Genomic DNA, 18,255 nt, shown 5'->3' on the forward strand with positions numbered 1-18,255 from the left:
TCAGCATGGCTGACAACAAGCCCGAAATCGTCATCACATATTGCACCCAGTGCCAGTGGCTGCTGCGTGCTGCCTGGCTGGCCCAGGAACTGCTCAGCACTTTTGCCGACGAACTTGGCCGGGTCGCACTGGAGCCGGGTACCGGCGGCATCTTCCGTATCACCTGCAATGGCGTGCAGATCTGGGAGCGCAAGGCCGATGGCGGCTTCCCCGAGGCCAAGGTGTTGAAGCAGCGGGTGCGCGACCAGATCGACCCGCAGCGTGACCTTGGCCACAACGACCGCTGATCAGGCGCCCTCGGCCAGTGGCCGCTGACTGGGCGGTTGTTCGGCGGCCATGCGGCTGGACAGCACGATGGCGAAGATGATCAGCGCGCCACCCAGCAGCATGCGCAGGGTCGGGGTCTCGGCGAATACTGCCCATGCCACGGCAATGCCGTAGACCGGCTCCATGCCGAACACCACAGCGGCGGTGCGCGCCTTGATCACCGCCAGGCTGGCGACGAACAGGCTGTGCGCAACAGCGGTACAGAAAATGCCGAGCAGGGCGATCCACAGCCAGTCCATGGTCGCTACGCCGGCCAGGCCTGGTGCCGCGAACGGCAGCAGGCAAAGGCCCACCACCAGGTTTTGCCACAGCGCTGCCTGTACTGCAGGCAAACGCCCGGAGCCGGCGCGGTTGGTGAGCGACAGCAGCGAGAACAGCAGCCCCGACAGCAGTGCCCAGAGCAGGCCGCCAGTGGCCTCGCTGGCCAGGTCGAAGGCCGGCGTGACCAGTACCAGGCCGATGCTGACCAGCAGTACCAGAACGGCCTCGTTGCGGCGGATACGCTCGCGGAACAGCATGCCTTCGAGGATCACCGTGAAGGCCGGAAAGCTGGCGAAACCGAGGGTGGCGATGGCCACGCCGCCGACTTTGACGGCGATAAAAAAGCTGACCCAGTGGCCGGCCAGCAGCACACCGCCGAGCAACAGGCGGCGGATGTCCTGGCCGCTCAGGCGTTGCCAACCCGGGCCCGTCAGGCTGGCGAACAGGGCCAGGGCGAGCACCGCGAAGGCGGCGCGGCCGAACACGATGATCGCCGGGCTGGCGGTGGCGGCCAGCTTGCCGAAGACGCCAGTGAGGCCGAAGAACAGCGCGCCAATGTGCAGGGCGCCGAGGGCGGTGCGGTGGTTCATGATGGGTCCTTGCTCAAGATTTCTACTGACTGTGCCGGCCTCTTCGCGGGCGCGCCCGCTCCCACAGGTACTGCACAGGTCTTGAGGGCAGCGCGATACCCGTGGGAGCGGGCGTGCCCGCGAAGAGGCCGGCACAGGCAAAGTGTACGGGCACAGGCAAACACATTCTGTCGCAAGACTGCTGTCAGTTGTTGCCAGACTCTCGCCGCAACGCCAAAGGCGTACAGCCGAACGCCCGCAACATCGCCGCCGAAAACGCACTCTGCGAGCCATACCCCACTTGCGCGGCAATTTCACCCATTGGTAGTCGCGTCTGCACCACCAGTCGTCGCGCCTTGAGCAAGCGTCGCTGGCGAATGTAGTCCATTGGCGTCATCGCGCATTCGGCAGTAAAGCGCGCGTGAAGCCGGGCGCTGGACAGCCCGGCGACGCGCGCCAGGTCAGCGACCTGTAACGGGTAGGCAGCATGCTGCTCGATATGCGCATCGAAGGCTGCATAGGGCAGGCGCTGGCTGGGGCGCACGTTCGCTGCTGCGGTGGAGTTGAGGCTGGCCAGCAGCAGCGCTGCGCCTTGCCGGGCAATCAGCGGATCGTCCATGGGGCTGGCCGCCAGCCAGTCCACCAATTGCTGCTGGCGCTCGTCCAGGCCCAGCGCGGCGGGGTGGTCCAGCAGGCGGCGGCTGGCATCGGCATGCGCGCCCAGATGCTCGTGCAGCCACTGCTCCCCAGGCACATCAAGCACCAGGCAGTGGCTACCGCCATCGCTGGCGCAGGTGTGATGTGCGCCTGCAGGTACCACGACCAGCCCCTGGCGGTCGATCCCGGCGCCTTGCCCCTGCACCTCGAACTCCAGGCGGCCGCGCAGGCCGAACACCAGTTGCGGGTGTTCGTGGCTGTGGGCAATCAGGCTGTCGCGGTAATGGCGCAGCGAAAGGATCGGGCCGGCGGTCATGGGGCGTCCTCGCAGGGCAGGTGCCCATTGTGCCTCATTCCCTGCAGGCCATCACCCGTCACCGTTTTGCCACGGCACTGTCATGCGCGCCTGCCAGTCTCCAGCAAACTGCGCCGGAGCCTGCCCATGACCCATGCCGAACTGTCCCGTCCCTCGCGCAAGCAACGCGTGCGTACCCTGTGGATCTCCGATGTGCACCTGGGGACCCGCGACTGCCAGGCCGAACACCTGTCGCAGTTCCTCAAGGGCTACCAGGCCGACCGCGTTTACCTGGTAGGCGACATCATCGATGGCTGGAAACTGCGCGGCGGCATTTACTGGCCGCAAGCCCACACCAACGTGATCCGGCGCTTGCTGACCATGAGCAAACGCGGTACCGAGGTGATCTACGTCACCGGCAACCATGACGAATTCCTGCGTCGTTACTCCAAGCTGATGCTGGGCAACATCCAGCTGGTGGATGAGGCCGAGCACCTGACTGCCGACGGCCGCCGCCTGCTGGTCATCCATGGCGACCAGTTCGACGTAATTACCCGTTACCACCGTTGGCTGGCGTTTCTCGGAGACCGTGCCTACGAGTTCACCCTGGTGCTCAACCGCTGGCTCAATCGCTGGCGTGCGCGGTATGGCTATGGTTACTGGTCGCTGTCGGCCTACTTGAAGCACAAGGTCAAGGGCGCAGTGAACTTCATCAGTGACTTCGAAGATGCCATTGCCCATGAGTGCACCCGGCGAGGTTTTCATGGGGTGGTGTGTGGGCATATCCACCATGCCGAGATCCGTAAGGTGGGCGATGTGGACTACCTCAATTGCGGGGACTGGGTGGAGTCGTGCACGGCGCTGATCGAGCACTGGGATGGCAGCATCGAGCTGTATCGGCTGGCCGATGCCCAGGCGCGGGAAGCACAGGCGGTGGCGGCGTTGCGCGAGCCGGCTTAGGGCTTGCGGACCCGGCGCCTGCCCAAGCGCTTACAGCCGGATCTTGCCCAGCAAGATATCTCGGAACATCACGAAATCCCCGGCCAGGCTGTACAGCGGATAAGTAAATGTCGCCGGCCGGTTCTTTTCAAAAAAGAAATGCCCGACCCAGGCAAAGCCGTAGCCGAACAGGGGCACGGCCAGCAAAAGCAACCATTTGCCACTGCCAATGGTGTAGGCCAGCAGTGCGATCACCAGGCTGGTGCCGACAAAGTGCAGCCGGCGGCAGGTGGGGTTGCTGTGCTCCCCCAGGTAATAGGGATAGAACTCGGCAAAACTGCGATACTGCGCTGTGCGGTTCATGGCAGTGCTCCGGGATTAATACTTCTGGACAAGATGCACGGCGTGGAGCCTGATTCGAGTCTAGAGTGACTGACGGGGCCTACCAGTGACAATAGGCGCCAAATGAGTATCCTTGGGGTTCACCGCAGGAGCGGTCGGTAAAAAGAAGCCTGTCATGAGCGAAAGAACCACGTCAGCCAGCTGGGCATCAGGGATTGTGAAGGCGCTCGAACTGGAAGGGCTGGACTGCCCGTCCATGTTCAGGCAGCTGGGGCTGGACTTTGCTGCCCTCGACGACCCCGATGCACGCTTCCCCCAGGATTCCATGACTCGGCTCTGGCAGCTGGCGGTGGAGCTGTCGGGCAACGAAGCCATCGGCCTGAACATGGCGCGCGTGGTACGCCCGGCGTCGTTCCATGTGGTGGGCTACGCGTTGATGTCCAGCCGCACCCTGGCCGAGGGCTTCCAGCGCCTGGTGCGTTACCAGCGCATCATCGCCGAAAGCTCCGACCTCAGTTTCGTCCTCGGCGCCGAGGGCTACTCGCTGATCCTGACAGTGCATGGCGACCATCTGCCGCCGACCCGGCACAGTGCCGAAGCATCGCTGGCCTGTGCGCTTGCGCTGTGCAAATGGCTCAGCGGGCGCCCGGTGCAGCCGCGCCGGGTGCTGGTGCAGGGGCCGCAGCCAAGGAATGTCGAGCCGTACAAGGTGGCGTTCCATTCACCGCTGGTGTTTGGCGCGCCGCATGATGCGCTGGTGTTCGAGCGGGCCGACATGGAGGCGCCGTTGCCGACGGCCAACGAGGCCATGGCGGTGCTCCACGACCGCTTTGCCGGGGACTACCTGGCACGCTTTTCCGAAAGCCGGGTTACCCACCGCGTGCGCCAGGTGTTGTGCCGCATCCTGCCGCAGGGTGAGCCCAAGCGCGAAACCCTGGCCCAGGCCCTGCACCTGTCGCAGCGCACCTTGCAGCGGCGGCTGCAAGAGGAGGGCACCAGTTTCCAGACCCTGCTCGATGACACCCGTCGCGAGCTGGCCGAGCAGTACCTGGCCCAGCCGGGCATGACATTGCTGGAAACGGCCTACCTGTTGGGCTTTGCCGACCCCAGCAATTTCTACCGGGCCTTCCGCCGCTGGTTCGATGTCACCCCAAGCGAGTATCGCGCCCGCCTGGGTGCGGACGCCGAAGAGGTCAGTGACGCCAGAACGCCGGCATACACAGCACCAGCACCGTAATGATTTCCAGGCGGCCAAGCAGCATGCCGGCAGCGAGGATCCACTTGGCCGCGTCCGGTAGCGTGGCATAGTTGCCTGACGGGCCGATCACTTCACCCAGGCCCGGCCCCACACCCGAAACCGTGCCGGCAGCACCGGTCAATGCGGTCATCCAGTCCACGCCCAGCAACGACAGCAGCAGGGCCATGACGCAGATCGTGATGGCGAAGAAGAACGAGAACGTCAGGATCGAACGCACGATGTCTTCATCGAGGCGGTGGCCGTTGTATTTCTGTTTGATCACCGCACGCGGGTGGATCAACTGGTTAAGGCTCGCCTTGAGCAGGATATAGGCAACCTGGAAGCGGAAAATCTTGATACCGCCCGCAGTCGAACCGGAGCAGCCGCCCACGAAGCCCAGGTAGAAGAACAGCATCAGCGAGAAGTTGCCCCACAGGCTGTAGTCGCCCAGCGCGAAGCCGGTGGTGGTGACCACCGAGGTCACGTTCAACGCCACGTGGCGCAGGGCGTCGAGCCAGTGCAGGTCGGTGCTGTACCAGTACCAGGTGCCCAGCACCAGCCAGGTAACCACCAGCATGCCCAGCAAACCCTGCACCTGCTGGTCGCGGATCAGTGCCTTGCGGTTGCCGCGCAGGGTCGCGACGTAAAGGGTGAACGGCAGGCTGCCCAGAATCATCACCACCACCGCCACCCAGTGCACGGCCGGGATATCCCATTTCGCCAGCGACTGGTCGGAGGTGGAAAAACCGCCGGTGGAGATCGCCGACATGGCGTGGTTGATCGCATCAAACGGGCTCATGCCCGCCCACCAGAAGGCCAGCGAGCCGAGGATCGAGAAGCCGACGTACACCCCCACGATCGACTTGGCAACCATGTGCGAGCGCGGCATGACCTTCTCCGAACGGTCGGACGATTCGGTCTGGAACAGGCGCATGCCACCGATGCGCAGCAATGGCAGGATCGCCACCGCCATGGCGATGAAGCCGATGCCGCCGAGCCAGTGCAGCATTGAGCGCCACATGAGGATGCCCGGCGACATGCTGTCGAGCCCGCTGAGCACGGTGGCACCGGTGGCGGTGATGCCCGACATGCTTTCAAAGAAGGCGTCGGTATAGCTGATGTGCTGGGTCAGCAGGAACGGCAGGGCAGCAAACACACACACCACCAGCCAGCTGCTGACCGTCAGCAGGTACATGTCCCGCGGGCGCAGGTGCACATGTTCGGGGCGCCCCGGTATTACCAGGGCCAGGCCGGCAATGAAGGTGATCATGCTGGACCAGAGGAACGACGGCATGTCACCGGTGCGCTCGAAGATCACCAGGGTTGCCATGGGCACGGCCATGCCCACGGCGAGAGTGATCAGGAAGATGCCGATGATGAAACCAATGATCCTTAAGGTCGGCAACGCCATGTGATCTGCTCTGACTCGAAACGGAAGGGCGCCATTCTACCTATGGGTCTGGTGATGTAAACGCTAGAATGGCCGCACATTCAACTGCCAGGAGGGTAGCCGATGGAGGCTCTCGACGCATTGCTCAACCGTGTTTCCGTGCCACGCCTGACCGACCCGGCACCCAATGCCGCCCAGCGCGAGGTGCTGTTTCAGGCTGCCTTGCGCGCCCCGGATCATGGCCAGCTGCGGCCATGGCGCTTTCTGACCATCGAAGGCCAGGGCCGTGAGCAGTTGGGCGAGCTGTTCGCTGAAGCTGTGCAGAACAAGGGCGATGCCAGCCAGGCCGCGCTGGACAAAGCCCGCGCCATGCCGCTGCGGGCACCGTTGCTGATTGTGGTAATCGCCAGGCTGCAGGAGCACTTCAAGGTGCCCAAGTCCGAGCAGCGGCTGGCAGCGGGCTGTGCGGCACACGGCATTCTGATTGCCGCGCATGCGCAGGGTATCGGCGCGGTCTGGCGTACCGGTGACATGGCGTTCGATGCCCATGTGCACAAGGGCTTGGGGTTGGCTGAGAGCGAAGAGCTGATTGGCTACCTGTATGTCGGTACGCCGCAGAACGAGCCGCGTACTGCGCCGATTCTGGACACCGCTGATTTCGTCAGTGGTTGGGGCGAGTAACGCAGCCTTGGGCTGATTGTTGTATCAAGGCCACTGGCCTCTTCGCGGGCACGCCCGCTCCCACAGGTGCGGTGCAAGTCTCAGGCGTCGCACAGTACCTGTGGGAGCGGGCGCGCCCGCGAAGAGGCCGGAAGCCATCACATCAGATCAACTGCCAGCCGCCTCAGCCAAGGGCAACTCCAGCCTGGCGACAAACCCACCCTGTGGATGGTTGTCCAGAATCAGACTCCCGCCATGGCGCTCCGCTGCCTTGCGCGCAATCGCCAGCCCCAGCCCATGCCCCGGCGCTTCCTGCCCCGGCGCACGGAAGAATGGTTCACCCAACTGCGCCAAATGCTCCGGCGCTGCCCCCGGCCCATGGTCTCGCACGCTGATCACGATCCGCTCCTGCTCACGCACGGCGCTGACTTCGACCGGCTGCCCCATCGGATTGAAGCGCAGGGCGTTGCGCAGCAGGTTGTCCACGGCACGCTCGATCAGCGTTGGCCAGCCTTGCAGGGTCAGCCCCGGTTGCGCCTCCAGGCGCACGTCCTGGTCCGGTGCGCTGAGCAGGGCGTCTTTGCGCACGCTGCCGAGCAGGGCGTTGAGGTCGACCGGCTCGGCATGCGCCTGCTCGGCATCGACCCGGGCCAAGGCAAGAATTTCACTGATCAGGTCTTCCAGGCGGTCGCACTCACGGGTCAGGCGCGGCCACAGGGTCTCACGCTGTTCGGGCCCGGCGCGCTCGGCCAAAGCCAGGGCGATGCGCAGCCTGGCCAGCGGCGAGCGCAGTTCATGGGACACATCGCGCAGCAACTGGCGCTGGCTGCCAATGGTGCTCTGCAGGCGCGCGCCCATCTTGTTGAAGTCCTTGGCCAGCACGCCAAACTCATCACGTCGGGCTGCCAGTTGCGCCAGGCTGTTCTGCTGGTAGGTGGTCTGGCCCAGGTCGTGCACCGCGCTGCGCAGGCGGCTGAGCGGGCGGGTAATGGACAGGGTGACCAGCAGGCTGAACAGGGTCAGTACCACCAGGGCAATCCCCAGCGCACTGAGCGGCCACATCAGGCTTTCGCGGTGCCAGGCGTCCAGTGCAGGGTGGGGAATGCGGTAAATCAGCAGGTAGGTTTCGCCGGACTCGGGGCTGGTGTATTCCTCGGTCAGCCGACGCCATGGCAGGCGCCGCTCGTCATTGTGCTGGCGTGCTTCGAAAGCTGCCGCACGGCGCGGGAAGGTACCGGGCACGACGGCCTCGCCACTGTCGTCGAGTACCTGCACGTCGATCTTGTAACGATCTTTGCGCCGCTCCAGAAAGTGCTGTGCCGAATCCAGGCCTTCCTGCTCGTAATGCTTGGCCCATTTGCTGGCCAGGGTATTCAGGCCCGGATGGCGGCTAAGGATCCAGGCGTCCTGGTTGAGCATGTGCCCCAGCAGGATCGACAGGCCTGCGACCAGGGTAATGGCCAGCCAGAAACTGGCCAGGATGCGCCAGAACAGTGAACGCAAGTGCACCTCCTGTAAACGGTAAAAGCCCGGACCGCATTGTGGCGGGCCGGGCGTGGGGCGTACAGCTTACTGAGCCTTGGTGCCTTTTTCAGCTTTCCAGGCCTGGAACTCCTGCCACTCGGCTTGCTTGGCGGCGCGTTCCTTTTGCAGTTCGTCGAACTTCTTCTGCTGCTCAGGTTTGAGCAGGTTGCGCACGGCGGTGTCGGTCTTGGCGCGGCTGGCTTGCAGTTCGTCCTTCATGGCTTTCTGGTCGGCGGCCGGCAGCTTGGCCAGGTAGCGCTCGTTGATGTCACGACGCTGCTGCATCTGCTCGCCCATCAGCTTGCCGATCTGCTGGCGCTGGTCGCGGCTCAGGTCCAGTTGATGGAAAGGCGCATCACCGCGATGATGGGGGCCGTCGTGACGCGGGCCGCCTTCAGGCATGGCCATGGCCACGGTCGGCAGGGCGGCGGCGAACATCAGGGCGATTAGGGTCTTGCGCATGGTGTCTCTCCTGTCAAAGGCCGGTGTTTACCGGATGAGCACAGTCTAGGGAGATCACCGTCAAGCGCAGTCAGTGGATGGTAAAGGCTCGGTAAAGATGTTCAGAGGCAGTAGTAATAGCCCCGGCTGCGCAGTGCCACGATGCGCGGTCGGCCATCGGCATGCGGGCCGATCTTCTTGCGCAGGTTGCTGACATGCATGTCCAGGCTGCGGTCGTACAGGGTCAGCTTGCGACCCAGGCCGATCTGCGCCAGTTCCTGTTTGTCCAGCGGCTCGCCGGGCTGGCGCAGCAGGGCTTCAAGGATGCGGCTCTCCGACAGTGTCAGGGTCATTTCGCGGCCATCGATGCTGGCGACCCCACGGGCAGGGCTGTAGACCAGATCGCCCAGCTCGACCTGGCTGGTGGTGGCGGTGGGGTGGCTGCGGCGCAATACCGCGCGCAGGCGGGCAGTGAGCTCACGCGGGTCGCAGGGTTTGGCCAGGTAATCGTCTGCGCCCAGCTCCAGGCCAAGGATGCGGTCCAGCGGCTCGCCGCGTGCAGACAGCATCAGCACTGGCAGCTCGGTATGCTCGCTGCGCAATTGCTTGAGCAGTTCCAGGCCGCTGCCGTCGGGCAGCATCACGTCCAGTACCACCGCTGCCGGGGCATGCTCGACCAAGGCCTGGCGTGCACTTTGGCCATCGTGGCACGCACGTACGGTGAACCCTTCCTGGGTCAGCCAGCTGCCGAGCAGCTCGCACAGTTCCTGGTCATCATCAATCAGTAACAGCTCGCTCATGACTCACTCAATTCAATCATTGACGGCGGCTATTCGGCCCGCCAGCGGCAAAGATACCGCAGACTGATGGCAACTGTGTAACTGCCAACACCGAGTCGCCTTCTTCGCGGGCTTGCCCGCTCCCACAGGGACCGCACAGAATCCGAGGCTTGTGGGTTACCTGTGGGAGCGGGCAAGCCCGCGAAGAAGGCGACTCGGTCTCAGCTCAAGGCAGCACTTGCTTGAACGGCTTGACCACAACCTTGTCGTACACGCCCGCAGCAATGTAAGGATCGGCATCAGCCCAAGCCTGGGCTGCAGCCAACGATTCGAACTCGGCAACGATCAGGCTGCCGCTGAAACCTGCGTCACCCGGGTCGTTGCTGTCGATGGCCGGGTGTGGGCCGGCTAGCACCACGCGGCCTTCGGCCTTGAGTTGCTGCAGGCGTTCGATGTGCGCCGGGCGGGCAGCCAGGCGCTTTTCCAGGGAGTTTGCGACGTCGCTGGCGATGATGGCGTAGAGCATGTCAATCCTTGGGTTTGGTAGTAGAAGGGTCGTCGTGCAGGTGGCGCGACAGGTACACGCCTTGCGCCACCAGGAAGATCACGGTCATGCCCAGGCTGCCGAACACCTTGAAGTCGACCCAGAAGTCCTGGAAGGTGAAGGCAACGAACAGGTTGGCCGCGCCGCAGAACAGGAAGAAGGCGATCCAGGCAACGTTCAGGCGGGCCCAGACGGCATCGGGCAGGCTCAGGGCGTGGCCCATGATGCGCTTGATCAGCACCCGGTCACCGATGAAGTGGCTGCCGGCAAAGCCCAGGGCGAACAACCAGTTCACTACCGGTGCTTTCCACTTGAGGAACGTTTCGCTGTGGAACGTCAGGGTCAGGCCGCCGAACACCAGGCAGGCCACCAGCGTCAGCCACTGGCCCTTTTCCAGCCTGCGCTGGCGCAGGAACAGCGCCCCGTACACCACCAGCGAGCTGATGATCAGCATGGCCGTGGCACTGTAGATGCCGCCGAATTCGAAGCTGTGGCCGGCGACTTCCATAGGGCGCGGGTCCAGCTTGTAGACGATGAAGAAAAGCAGCAGCGGGATGAAATCGATGAATTGTTTCACAATGGCAGCCAGAATCGGGATGTGACGGCATAATAACAAACATCGAATCCAGCGAAAGCGCTCCTCCATGAATGTTGATCTGCACTGTCACAGCACGGCGTCCGACGGCGCCCTGTCGCCCTCGGTACTGGTTGCCCGGGCCCATGAGCACGGGGTGCAAACGCTGGCACTGACCGACCATGACACCCTCGAGGGCCTGCCCGAAGCGCGCCAGGCCTGCATCGAGCGGGGCATGCGCTGGGTCAGCGGGGTGGAATTGTCGTGCACCTGGGGTGGCGCGACCATCCATGTGCTGGGTTATGACTTCCCGCTGGACGCTCCGCCTTTGCTGGCGGCGATCGAAGCGCTGCACCATGGTCGCTGGCTACGCGCCGAAGAAATCGACAAACGGCTGGCAGCCAAGGGCATGTCCGGCACGCTCGAGGGCGCCCGCGCCGTGCAGCGCGAGCTGGGCGACAGCGGCAACGCCCCGGCGCGTCCGCATTTTGCCGAATACCTGGTACGTGCCGGGCACGTCAAGGACCGTGGCGAGGCGTTTCGCAAGTGGCTCGGTGCCGGCAAACTGGGCGACGTCAAGCAGCACTGGCCGACCCTCGACGAAACTGTCGCCACCCTGCGCCAGTCCAAAGCATGGGTGAGCCTGGCGCACCCCATGCACTACGACCTGACCCGCAGCAAGCGCAGAAGGCTGATTGCCGACTATATTCAGGCAGGCGGGCAGGCACTTGAGGTGGTCAACGGGATGATGCCGGCCGAGCAGGTGGGCACGATGTCCATCCTCACCCGTGAGTTCGGCCTGCTGGCAAGCGCTGGCAGTGACTTCCACGGCCCCGGCACCTGGGGAGAGATCGGTGCCTACCGGCCTTTGCCCGAGGACCTGCCACCTCTGTGGCGTCGATTCAGCCATGAACAGCCTTTGGCGCTATGAACAGGACGACTACGTGAGCCAATTTTTCCAGATTCATCCGGAGAACCCACAGCCGCGCCTGATAAAACAGGCCGTCGAGATCATCCGCAAGGGTGGCGTGGTGGTGTATCCGACCGACTCGGCGTATGCGCTGGGTTGCCAGATCGGCGACAAAGGCGCGATCGAGCGCGTGCGCACATTGCGCAAACTGGACAAACAACACAATTTCACCCTGTTGTGCTGCGATCTTTCGCAAATGGGGCTGTTCGCCAAGATCGATACGTCGACCTTCCGCCTGCTGAAGGCGCATGTTCCGGGGCCCTACACCTTCATTCTCAATGCCACGCGTGAGGTGCCGCGGCTGTTGATGCATGAGAAGCGACGCACCATCGGCCTGCGCGTGCCGTCCAATCCGATTGTGCTGGCGCTGCTGGAAGAGCTGGGCGAGCCGTTGATGAGCGTCAGCCTCATCTTGCCGCCCGAGGAAGAGCCGATGACCGATCCTTACGAGATTCGTCAGCGCCTTGAGCACCACGTCGACCTGATCATCGACGGTGGCTACGGCGATCTCAAGGCATCTACCATCATTGACCTGACTGGCGACGAGCCGGCGCTGATCCGCGAAGGCTGCGGCGACCCCACGCCGTTCCTGGTCGACGCGTGAGCCAGCTGGATATACCCGAAGCGCCTGCCGAGCAGATCGAGGCGCCCCAGCAGTTGCAGTTGGCCCTGGTCTACGGCGAAGCCCTGACCGAAATGCCGTTGGACCTGTATATCCCGCCGGATGCCCTGGAAGTCATTCTTGAAGCCTTCGAAGGGCCGCTGGACCTGTTGCTGTACCTGATCCGCAAGCAGAACATCGACATCCTCGACATCCCGGTGGCGGAAATCACCCGCCAGTACATGGGCTACGTAGAGCTGATGAAGAGCGTGCGCCTGGAGCTGGCCGCCGAGTACCTGGTGATGGCCGCGATGCTCGCCGAAATCAAGTCCCGCATGTTGCTGCCGCGCTCGGCCGAGGTCGAGGAAGAGGAGGGCGACCCGCGCGCCGAGCTGATCCGCCGCCTGCAGGAGTACGAGCGTTTCAAGGCTGCCGCGGAGGGCATCGACGCACTGTCGCGGGTCGGCCGCGATGTCGTGGTGCCGTGCCTGGAGGCGCCCAAGGCCAAGGTGCGCAAGCTGTTGCCGCAGGTCAGCCTGGAAGAAGTGCTGATGTCCATGGCCGAGGTGATGCGCCGCAATGACCTGTTCGAAAGCCACCAGATCAGCCGCGAGACGCTGTCGACCCGCGAGCGTATGGGTCAGGTGCTGGAACGCCTCAAGGGCGGTGCTTTTGTTCCGTTTGTCGAGCTGTTTACTGCCGAAGAGGGCAAGCTCGGTGTGGTGGTGACGTTCATGGCGATTCTTGAACTGGTGAAGGAATCGCTGGTTGAACTGGTGCAGAATGAAGCCTTCGCCGCGATCCACGTGCGGCTACGACCCGCGCTTGCTGAAGAAATTGATGAACCTGAATGAACCCCGCGACCTGGCGTCGCTGATCGAAGCCTTTTTGCTGGCATCGGGCAAACCGCAATCCCTCGAACGCCTTTACGAACTGTTCGAAGAAGCCGAGCGCCCGGAGCCCAAGGTCTTCAAGAAGGCCCTGGAAGTGCTTGGCAAATCGTGCAGCGGCCGCGCATTCGAGCTTAAAGAGGTGGCCAGCGGCTACCGGCTGCAGATTCGCGAAAACTTTGCACCCTGGGTTGGCCGGCTGTGGGAAGAGCGCCCACAGCGGTATTCGCGCGCGCTGCTCGAAACCCTGGCTCTGATCGCCTACCGCCAGCCGATCACCCGTGGCGAGATCGAGGACGTGCGCGGTGTGGCGGTGAACAGCAATATCACCAAGACCTTGCTGGAGCGTGAATGGATCCGCGTGGTCGGCTACCGTGAGGTGCCCGGGCGGCCGGCAATGTTCGCAACCACCAAGGCGTTTCTCGATCATTTCAATCTCAAGAGCCTGGACGAGCTACCGGCCTTGGCCGAGTTGCGCCTGATAGAGCCAGAGCCGCTGCTTGACCCGGATGATGCGCCGGTGCCGGCGCACCTGCAGGCGCTGGCGGATGCCAGCCTTGGCGAAGAAGAGGTTGCTGAGCCAAAGGACGAAACCAGCTTCCGTAGTCTGCTGGTGGAACTGGATGCCATGGAAGAGGGGCTGAAGATCGATTTTGAAGATTTGCGCGAAGAGGAGCCTGAGGCCTCTCTGGAAGAGCAAGACAAGTTGCAGCCCTGATTTTGCGGGGGCCTGTGCCGGCCTCTTCGCGGGCACGCCGCTCCCACGGGTACCGCGCGACCCTCAGGGCCTGTGATATCCCTGTGGGAGCGGGCGTGCCCGCGAAAGGGCCGGTACTGCCAACACACCACCACTAGGCAGAAACTTCTCCCAATGCCCACAAAACCCTCTACCCTCCAGTGCGTTCCCCTGCCGAACCGCGTATGATGCGCGGCCTTTTGGCGCGTTCGTCGCCAAGAACCTGTTTTCATTCCTACACCGGGAGGTGCCCAGATGAGTGAGCAAGACCTGCAAGATACCGAGATCACCCCACCCGCCGGCGAAAAGCTGCAGAAAGTGCTGGCGCGTATTGGCGTGGGCTCGCGCCGTGACGTCGAGGCCTGGATCAGCCAGGGCCGTATCAAGGTCAACCGCGTCGTCGCCACCCTTGGCCAGCGCGTCGACCTGCATGACGCCATTGCCGTAGATGGCAAGCTGATCAAGCGCGAAGAGGCCGCCGAGGCCACCCGCCGGGTGATCATGTACAACAAGCCCGATGGCGAAATCTGCACCCGTGACGACCCTGAAGGCCGCCCGACCGTGTTCGACCGCCTGCCTCGGCCGAAAGAAGGCCGCTGGATCAACATCGGCCGCCTCGACATCAACACCACCGGCTTGCTGCTGTTCACCACCGACGGTGAGCTGGCCAACCGCCTGATGCACCCGTCCTACGAGATGGACCGTGAGTACGCGGTACGTGTGCGTGGTGAAGTCGACGACGAAATGATCGAGCGCCTCAAAGCCGGCGTAATGCTGGAAGACGGCCCGGCGAAGTTCACCGACATCCAGAAGGCTCCGGGTGGTGAAGGCTTCAACCACTGGTACCACTGCGTGGTGATGGAAGGCCGTAACCGTGAGGTGCGTCGCCTGTGGGAGTCCCAGGGCATGGTGGTCAGCCGCCTGAAGCGCGTGCGTTTCGGCCCGGTGTTCCTCAACTCTGACCTGCCGATGGGTCGCTGGCGCGAAATGAGCCAGGGCGAAATCGACATCCTGGCCGCTGAAGTGGGCTTGCAGCCGGTTGCGCTGCCAACCTTGAACCTCAAGGCCAAGGACAAGATGGAACGCCTGCAGCGCAAGTCGTCCCGCCCGCTGGGTCGTGGCGAGCGCGTGCGCAATCTGCGCCCGGCGCACGAAGGCGCTGCTACCGGCGAGCGCCCTGCGCGTCAGCCGCGTGAAGAGGCCCCGCGTAAAAACACCCGTGGCAGTGCGGTGGCCGAGCGCCCGAGCGACATGCGCAAACGCACTGGCAAGCCAGAGGGTGACAAGCCGGCGGCTCGTGGCCGTGGCAAGCCTGAAGGTGACAAGCCGGCAGGCCGTGGTCGCGGCAAGCCGCGTGGCTGATAGGCCTTGGCGGTAATCGAGAAACCAGCCTTCGGGCTGGTTTTTTTATGCCTGTGGAATTTTGGGCCGCAAAGCGGCCCCAAGATATTGAACTAAAAGAATTTTTCGGACGACTGGCAAGTTCTTGAACCGGCTTGTAAAGAAATCTATACGAATTTGGCCAATTTCACCCCTGAATTCAGAATTAGCCCGATCGTGTAAACAAAGTTTGCCGCCACCCAAGCCCCAAGCCAGCCGCCCAGCCCTCACCCACCCTTGCCCAAACCCCCGTCCCCACGGTGTTATAGCCGCCATTGCCGTGTGCAACAGCCCGTCCACAGAGCCTGGCTGACAAAACAACAAATGGAGGCGCCATGTACGCCGATCACTCCGCCTTTCAAGGCCCACACCACAGGATCGCTGCGTTTTTTCCGGATGGAAGGACGCAACGCGTTGACGCCTGCGCGTTTGCAGGGGTATACAGTGCGCCGCGTTTTACCTGTGACCCCCTTGCGTACCGCGCACTCTTGATCACGCCTGGTTGACCCGCTTCGGCGGCACCTGAGGTCAAGAAACCCAAGGTAACCACCTTGCCCATTCCGCTGCGCCACGAGCGCGGTGGGTCCGATTCCGTCACAGATAAAAACAATGCAGGTGACTTCGTTCATGAGTGGACAAAACATGCATTCAGGCGAGCTCAAGCGGGGCCTGAAGAACCGCCACATCCAGTTGATCGCCCTTGGTGGTGCAATTGGTACCGGCCTGTTCCTCGGCTCGGCAGGCGTGATGAAATCCGCCGGCCCGTCAATGATCCTGGGCTACGCCATTTGCGGCTTCATCGCCTTCATGATCATGCGCCAGCTTGGCGAAATGATTGTTGAAGAGCCGGTGGCCGGCTCGTTCAGCCATTTTGCCCACACCTACTGGGGTGGTTTCGCCGGCTTCCTGTCGGGCTGGAACTGCTGGGTGCTGTACATCCTGGTGGGCATGTCGGAGCTTTCGGCGGTCGGCAAGTATGTTCACTACTGGTGGCCGGAGATCCCTACCTGGGTCACGGCGGCAGCGTTCTTCGTGCTGATCAACGCCATCAACCTGATGAACGTGAAGTTCTTCGGTGAGGCCGAATTCTGGTTTGCCATCATCAAGGTCGTGGCCATCGTCAGCATGATCGGCCTGGGTGCCTACCTGCTCACCAGTGGCAGCGGTGGCCCAGACGCCACCATCACCAACCTGTGGGCGCATGGCGGTTTCTTCCCCAACGGTGTCAGCGGGCTGGTAATGGCCCTGGCGTTTATCATGTTTTCCTTCGGTGGCCTGGAAATGCTCGGCTTCACTGCTGCCGAGGCCGACAAGCCGAAGACCGTGATCCCCAAGGCGATCAACCAGGTCATTTACCGCATCCTGATTTTCTATGTCGGTGCCTTGGTGGTGCTGCTGTCGCTGACCCCGTGGGACAACCTGGTTGCCAGCATCGATGCCTCGGGTGGCAGCTACGGCAGCAGCCCGTTTGTGCAGGTGTTCTCGTTGCTGGGCAGTGACGTGGCCGCCCATCTGTTGAACTTCGTGGTACTGACCGCTGCACTGTCGGTGTACAACAGTGGCACCTACTGCAACGCCCGCATGCTGCTGGGCATGGCCGAGCAGGGCGATGCCCCGGCGTCGCTGGCCAAGGTCGACAAGCGTGGTGTGCCCGTGCGTTCGATCCTGGTATCGGCCGCCTTTACCTTTGTCGCCGTGCTGCTGAACTACCTGATGCCTCAGAACGCCCTGGAGCTGCTGATGTCGCTGGTCGTGGCTACCCTGGTGATCAACTGGGCGATGATCAGCTACTCGCACCTGAAGTTCCGTCAGCACATGGACCGTACCGGCCAGAAGCCCCTGTTCAAGGCGCTGTGGTACCCCTACGGTAACTACCTGGTACTGGCCTTCGTGGTGCTGATTCTGGGCATCATGCTGATGATCCCGGGCATCCAGGTTTCGGTGTATGCGATGCCGGTCTGGTTGTTTGCCATGTTCGTGATCTACATGGTCAAGCCACGCCGCAAGATGAATGCCGGTGGGGCTGCGGGTACCGTAGCCAAGTAACTCGGCAACGTAGTCTGCAGAAAACCCCAAGTCAGGCGACTGACTTGGGGTTTTTGTTGTCTGTTCCGGCCCTTTCGCGGGCATGCCCGCTCCCACAGGATCACCACAGGCTTTAGCAACAACGCTGTACCTGTGGGAGCGGGCGCGCCCGCGAAGAGGCCGGGACTGGCAATGAAAGCGATCAGATCTGTTCCAGCAACCAGCTTCTGAAGGCCCGCAATGATGGCAGCGCCTCATTCCTGGGCGGGTAGATCAGGTAATAACTGCGCTGGCTGGCAATCGCCCCTCCCGGGCTATGCAGCTCGCCCTTGGCCAGTTCTTCTTCCACCAGAATACGCGGCACAAGGCCGATACCAATCCCGGCCCGTACCGCCTGGATCAGGTGCGAAGTCAGCTCGAAGCTCGGCCCCAGGCGCATCGACCGGTGTGGCAGGCCATGGTGTGAAAACCACTCGCCCCAGGCGTGTGGGTTGTTGGCCACATTCAACAGCACCTCTTCACTGATCCGTGCCGGGCTCCAGCCCTGGCTATCTGCGCCAGCCTCCGGCGGCAAGATCACCACCAGTTCCTCAGCATGCAGGCGATGGCAGATCAGCCCCGGCAGATCGTGGCTGGCCACACCGATGGCGGCATCGATTTCGCTGGTGTCGAAGTTGATGGCTTCGATGCGTGAGTGAATGTGCACCAGCATGCCCGGGTGAGCGCCGTAAAACGCATGCAGGCGCGGCAGCAGCCATTTCGAGCCGAAGGTCGGCAGGGTGGCCAGGCGCAAGGTGCCCACTCCGGACTGGTAGGCCAGTGCCTGCAAGGTCGCGCTGCGAATGCGCCCCAGAGCTTCGCTGAGCTCGCGTTGGTACAGGCGGCCGACATCGGTCAGCTGCACCTGGCGGCCCTCGCGTCGGAACAGGGTCAGGCCCAGTTGCTGCTCCAGCGCCTGCACCTGGCGGCTGACCGCGCTCTGGGTCAGCGACAGCTCGGCAGCAGCCCGGGTGTAGCTTTCATGCCGGGCAGCGGCTTCGAATGCCAGCAGCAGCGACATGGACGGTGTCAGGTGGCGGTAATTCATTCATAAAAGTCATTGATAGCGGCAGGA

Annotated in this window: 20 protein-coding genes; 10 read left to right on the forward strand and 10 right to left on the reverse strand. The window is 63.1% G+C overall.

Going from position 1 to position 18,255, the window contains the following annotated elements; all coding sequences use genetic code 11:
- Window positions 1–5 precede the first annotated feature (5 nt).
- Window positions 6–287 (forward strand): SelT/SelW/SelH family protein, encoded by a 282-nt coding sequence (locus tag P0Y58_09385; protein WEK32385.1) that lies wholly within the window; start codon window positions 6–8, stop codon window positions 285–287.
- Here P0Y58_09385 and P0Y58_09390 read toward each other — a convergent pair whose 3' ends face one another.
- Window positions 288–1,178, reverse strand: coding sequence for a DMT family transporter (locus tag P0Y58_09390; GenBank protein ID WEK32386.1), 891 nt, complete (start codon window positions 1,176–1,178; stop codon window positions 288–290).
- Between the two features lie 184 nt (window positions 1,179–1,362).
- Window positions 1,363–2,130 (reverse strand): AraC family transcriptional regulator, encoded by a 768-nt coding sequence (locus tag P0Y58_09395; GenBank protein WEK32387.1) that lies wholly within the window; start codon window positions 2,128–2,130, stop codon window positions 1,363–1,365.
- A 126-nt stretch (window positions 2,131–2,256) separates the two neighbouring features.
- Between P0Y58_09395 and P0Y58_09400 the strand changes: the two genes are divergently transcribed.
- Window positions 2,257–3,069, forward strand: coding sequence for a UDP-2,3-diacylglucosamine diphosphatase (locus tag P0Y58_09400; GenBank protein WEK32388.1), 813 nt, complete (start codon window positions 2,257–2,259; stop codon window positions 3,067–3,069).
- A gap of 30 nt (window positions 3,070–3,099) precedes the next feature.
- Here P0Y58_09400 and P0Y58_09405 read toward each other — a convergent pair whose 3' ends face one another.
- Window positions 3,100–3,411, reverse strand: coding sequence for a DUF962 domain-containing protein (locus P0Y58_09405; GenBank protein WEK32389.1), 312 nt, complete (start codon window positions 3,409–3,411; stop codon window positions 3,100–3,102).
- A 154-nt stretch (window positions 3,412–3,565) separates the two neighbouring features.
- Here P0Y58_09405 and P0Y58_09410 point away from each other — a divergent pair, with 154 nt between their 5' ends.
- Window positions 3,566–4,627, forward strand: coding sequence for an AraC family transcriptional regulator (locus P0Y58_09410; GenBank protein ID WEK32390.1), 1,062 nt, complete (start codon window positions 3,566–3,568; stop codon window positions 4,625–4,627).
- Here the strand turns inward: P0Y58_09410 and P0Y58_09415 are convergent.
- Window positions 4,584–6,038, reverse strand: coding sequence for a TrkH family potassium uptake protein (locus P0Y58_09415; protein ID WEK32391.1), 1,455 nt, complete (start codon window positions 6,036–6,038; stop codon window positions 4,584–4,586). The two genes, P0Y58_09410 and P0Y58_09415, sit on opposite strands and share 44 nt — an antisense overlap.
- A 102-nt stretch (window positions 6,039–6,140) precedes the next feature.
- Here P0Y58_09415 and P0Y58_09420 point away from each other — a divergent pair, with 102 nt between their 5' ends.
- Complete coding sequence (locus P0Y58_09420) at window positions 6,141–6,698, forward strand: NAD(P)H nitroreductase (GenBank protein ID WEK32392.1); 558 nt, start codon at window positions 6,141–6,143, stop codon at window positions 6,696–6,698.
- A 147-nt stretch (window positions 6,699–6,845) separates the two neighbouring features.
- Here the strand turns inward: P0Y58_09420 and P0Y58_09425 are convergent, their stop codons facing one another.
- From P0Y58_09425 to P0Y58_09445, 5 genes are all read right to left on the reverse strand, one after another.
- A complete protein-coding gene (locus P0Y58_09425; protein ID WEK32393.1) occupies window positions 6,846–8,186 on the reverse strand; it encodes a HAMP domain-containing sensor histidine kinase in 1,341 nt (446 codons plus the stop codon).
- Window positions 8,187–8,246: 60 nt separating this feature from the next.
- Entirely contained in the window at window positions 8,247–8,663 is a 417-nt protein-coding gene (locus tag P0Y58_09430) for a Spy/CpxP family protein refolding chaperone (GenBank protein ID WEK32394.1), read from the reverse strand.
- A 101-nt stretch (window positions 8,664–8,764) separates the two neighbouring features.
- Window positions 8,765–9,442, reverse strand: coding sequence for a response regulator transcription factor (locus P0Y58_09435; protein ID WEK32395.1), 678 nt, complete (start codon window positions 9,440–9,442; stop codon window positions 8,765–8,767).
- Window positions 9,443–9,647: 205 nt separating this feature from the next.
- Window positions 9,648–9,947, reverse strand: coding sequence for a YciI family protein (locus tag P0Y58_09440; protein WEK32396.1), 300 nt, complete (start codon window positions 9,945–9,947; stop codon window positions 9,648–9,650).
- A 1-nt stretch (window position 9,948) separates the two neighbouring features.
- On the reverse strand, window positions 9,949–10,542 hold the full coding sequence (locus P0Y58_09445; protein ID WEK32397.1) for a septation protein A: 594 nt from the start codon (window positions 10,540–10,542) through the stop codon (window positions 9,949–9,951).
- A 67-nt stretch (window positions 10,543–10,609) separates the two neighbouring features.
- Between P0Y58_09445 and P0Y58_09450 the strand changes: the two genes are divergently transcribed.
- The 6 genes from P0Y58_09450 to P0Y58_09475 all read left to right on the forward strand — a co-directional run bounded on the left by P0Y58_09450 (window position 10,610) and on the right by P0Y58_09475 (window position 17,162).
- Window positions 10,610–11,470: a PHP domain-containing protein gene (locus P0Y58_09450; protein WEK32398.1), complete on the forward strand. Its 861-nt coding sequence runs from the start codon at window positions 10,610–10,612 to the stop codon at window positions 11,468–11,470.
- 13 nt (window positions 11,471–11,483) lie between these two features.
- A complete protein-coding gene (locus tag P0Y58_09455) occupies window positions 11,484–12,113 on the forward strand; it encodes an L-threonylcarbamoyladenylate synthase (protein ID WEK33301.1) in 630 nt (209 codons plus the stop codon).
- A gap of 125 nt (window positions 12,114–12,238) precedes the next feature.
- Entirely contained in the window at window positions 12,239–12,964 is a 726-nt protein-coding gene (locus P0Y58_09460) for a ScpA family protein (protein WEK33302.1), read from the forward strand.
- Window positions 12,951–13,718, forward strand: a complete 768-nt coding sequence (scpB, locus tag P0Y58_09465) for an SMC-Scp complex subunit ScpB (protein WEK32399.1) — start codon at window positions 12,951–12,953, stop codon at window positions 13,716–13,718. The genes P0Y58_09460 and scpB overlap by 14 nt, the downstream gene beginning before the upstream one ends.
- Window positions 13,719–13,991: 273 nt before the next feature.
- Window positions 13,992–15,098 carry a pseudouridine synthase gene (locus P0Y58_09470; protein WEK32400.1) on the forward strand — a complete coding sequence of 369 codons (1,107 nt, stop codon included), beginning with the start codon at window positions 13,992–13,994 and terminating at the stop codon, window positions 15,096–15,098.
- Window positions 15,099–15,743: 645 nt separating this feature from the next.
- On the forward strand, window positions 15,744–17,162 hold the full coding sequence (locus P0Y58_09475; protein WEK32401.1) for an amino acid permease: 1,419 nt from the start codon (window positions 15,744–15,746) through the stop codon (window positions 17,160–17,162).
- A gap of 181 nt (window positions 17,163–17,343) precedes the next feature.
- On the opposite strand, the gene P0Y58_09480 is transcribed toward P0Y58_09475, so the two are convergent.
- Window positions 17,344–18,228: a LysR substrate-binding domain-containing protein gene (locus P0Y58_09480; protein WEK32402.1), complete on the reverse strand. Its 885-nt coding sequence runs from the start codon at window positions 18,226–18,228 to the stop codon at window positions 17,344–17,346.
- Window positions 18,229–18,255 lie beyond the last annotated feature (27 nt).

Source organism: Candidatus Pseudomonas phytovorans (assembly GCA_029202525.1).
Taxonomy (GTDB): Bacteria; Pseudomonadota; Gammaproteobacteria; order Pseudomonadales; family Pseudomonadaceae; genus Aquipseudomonas; species Aquipseudomonas phytovorans.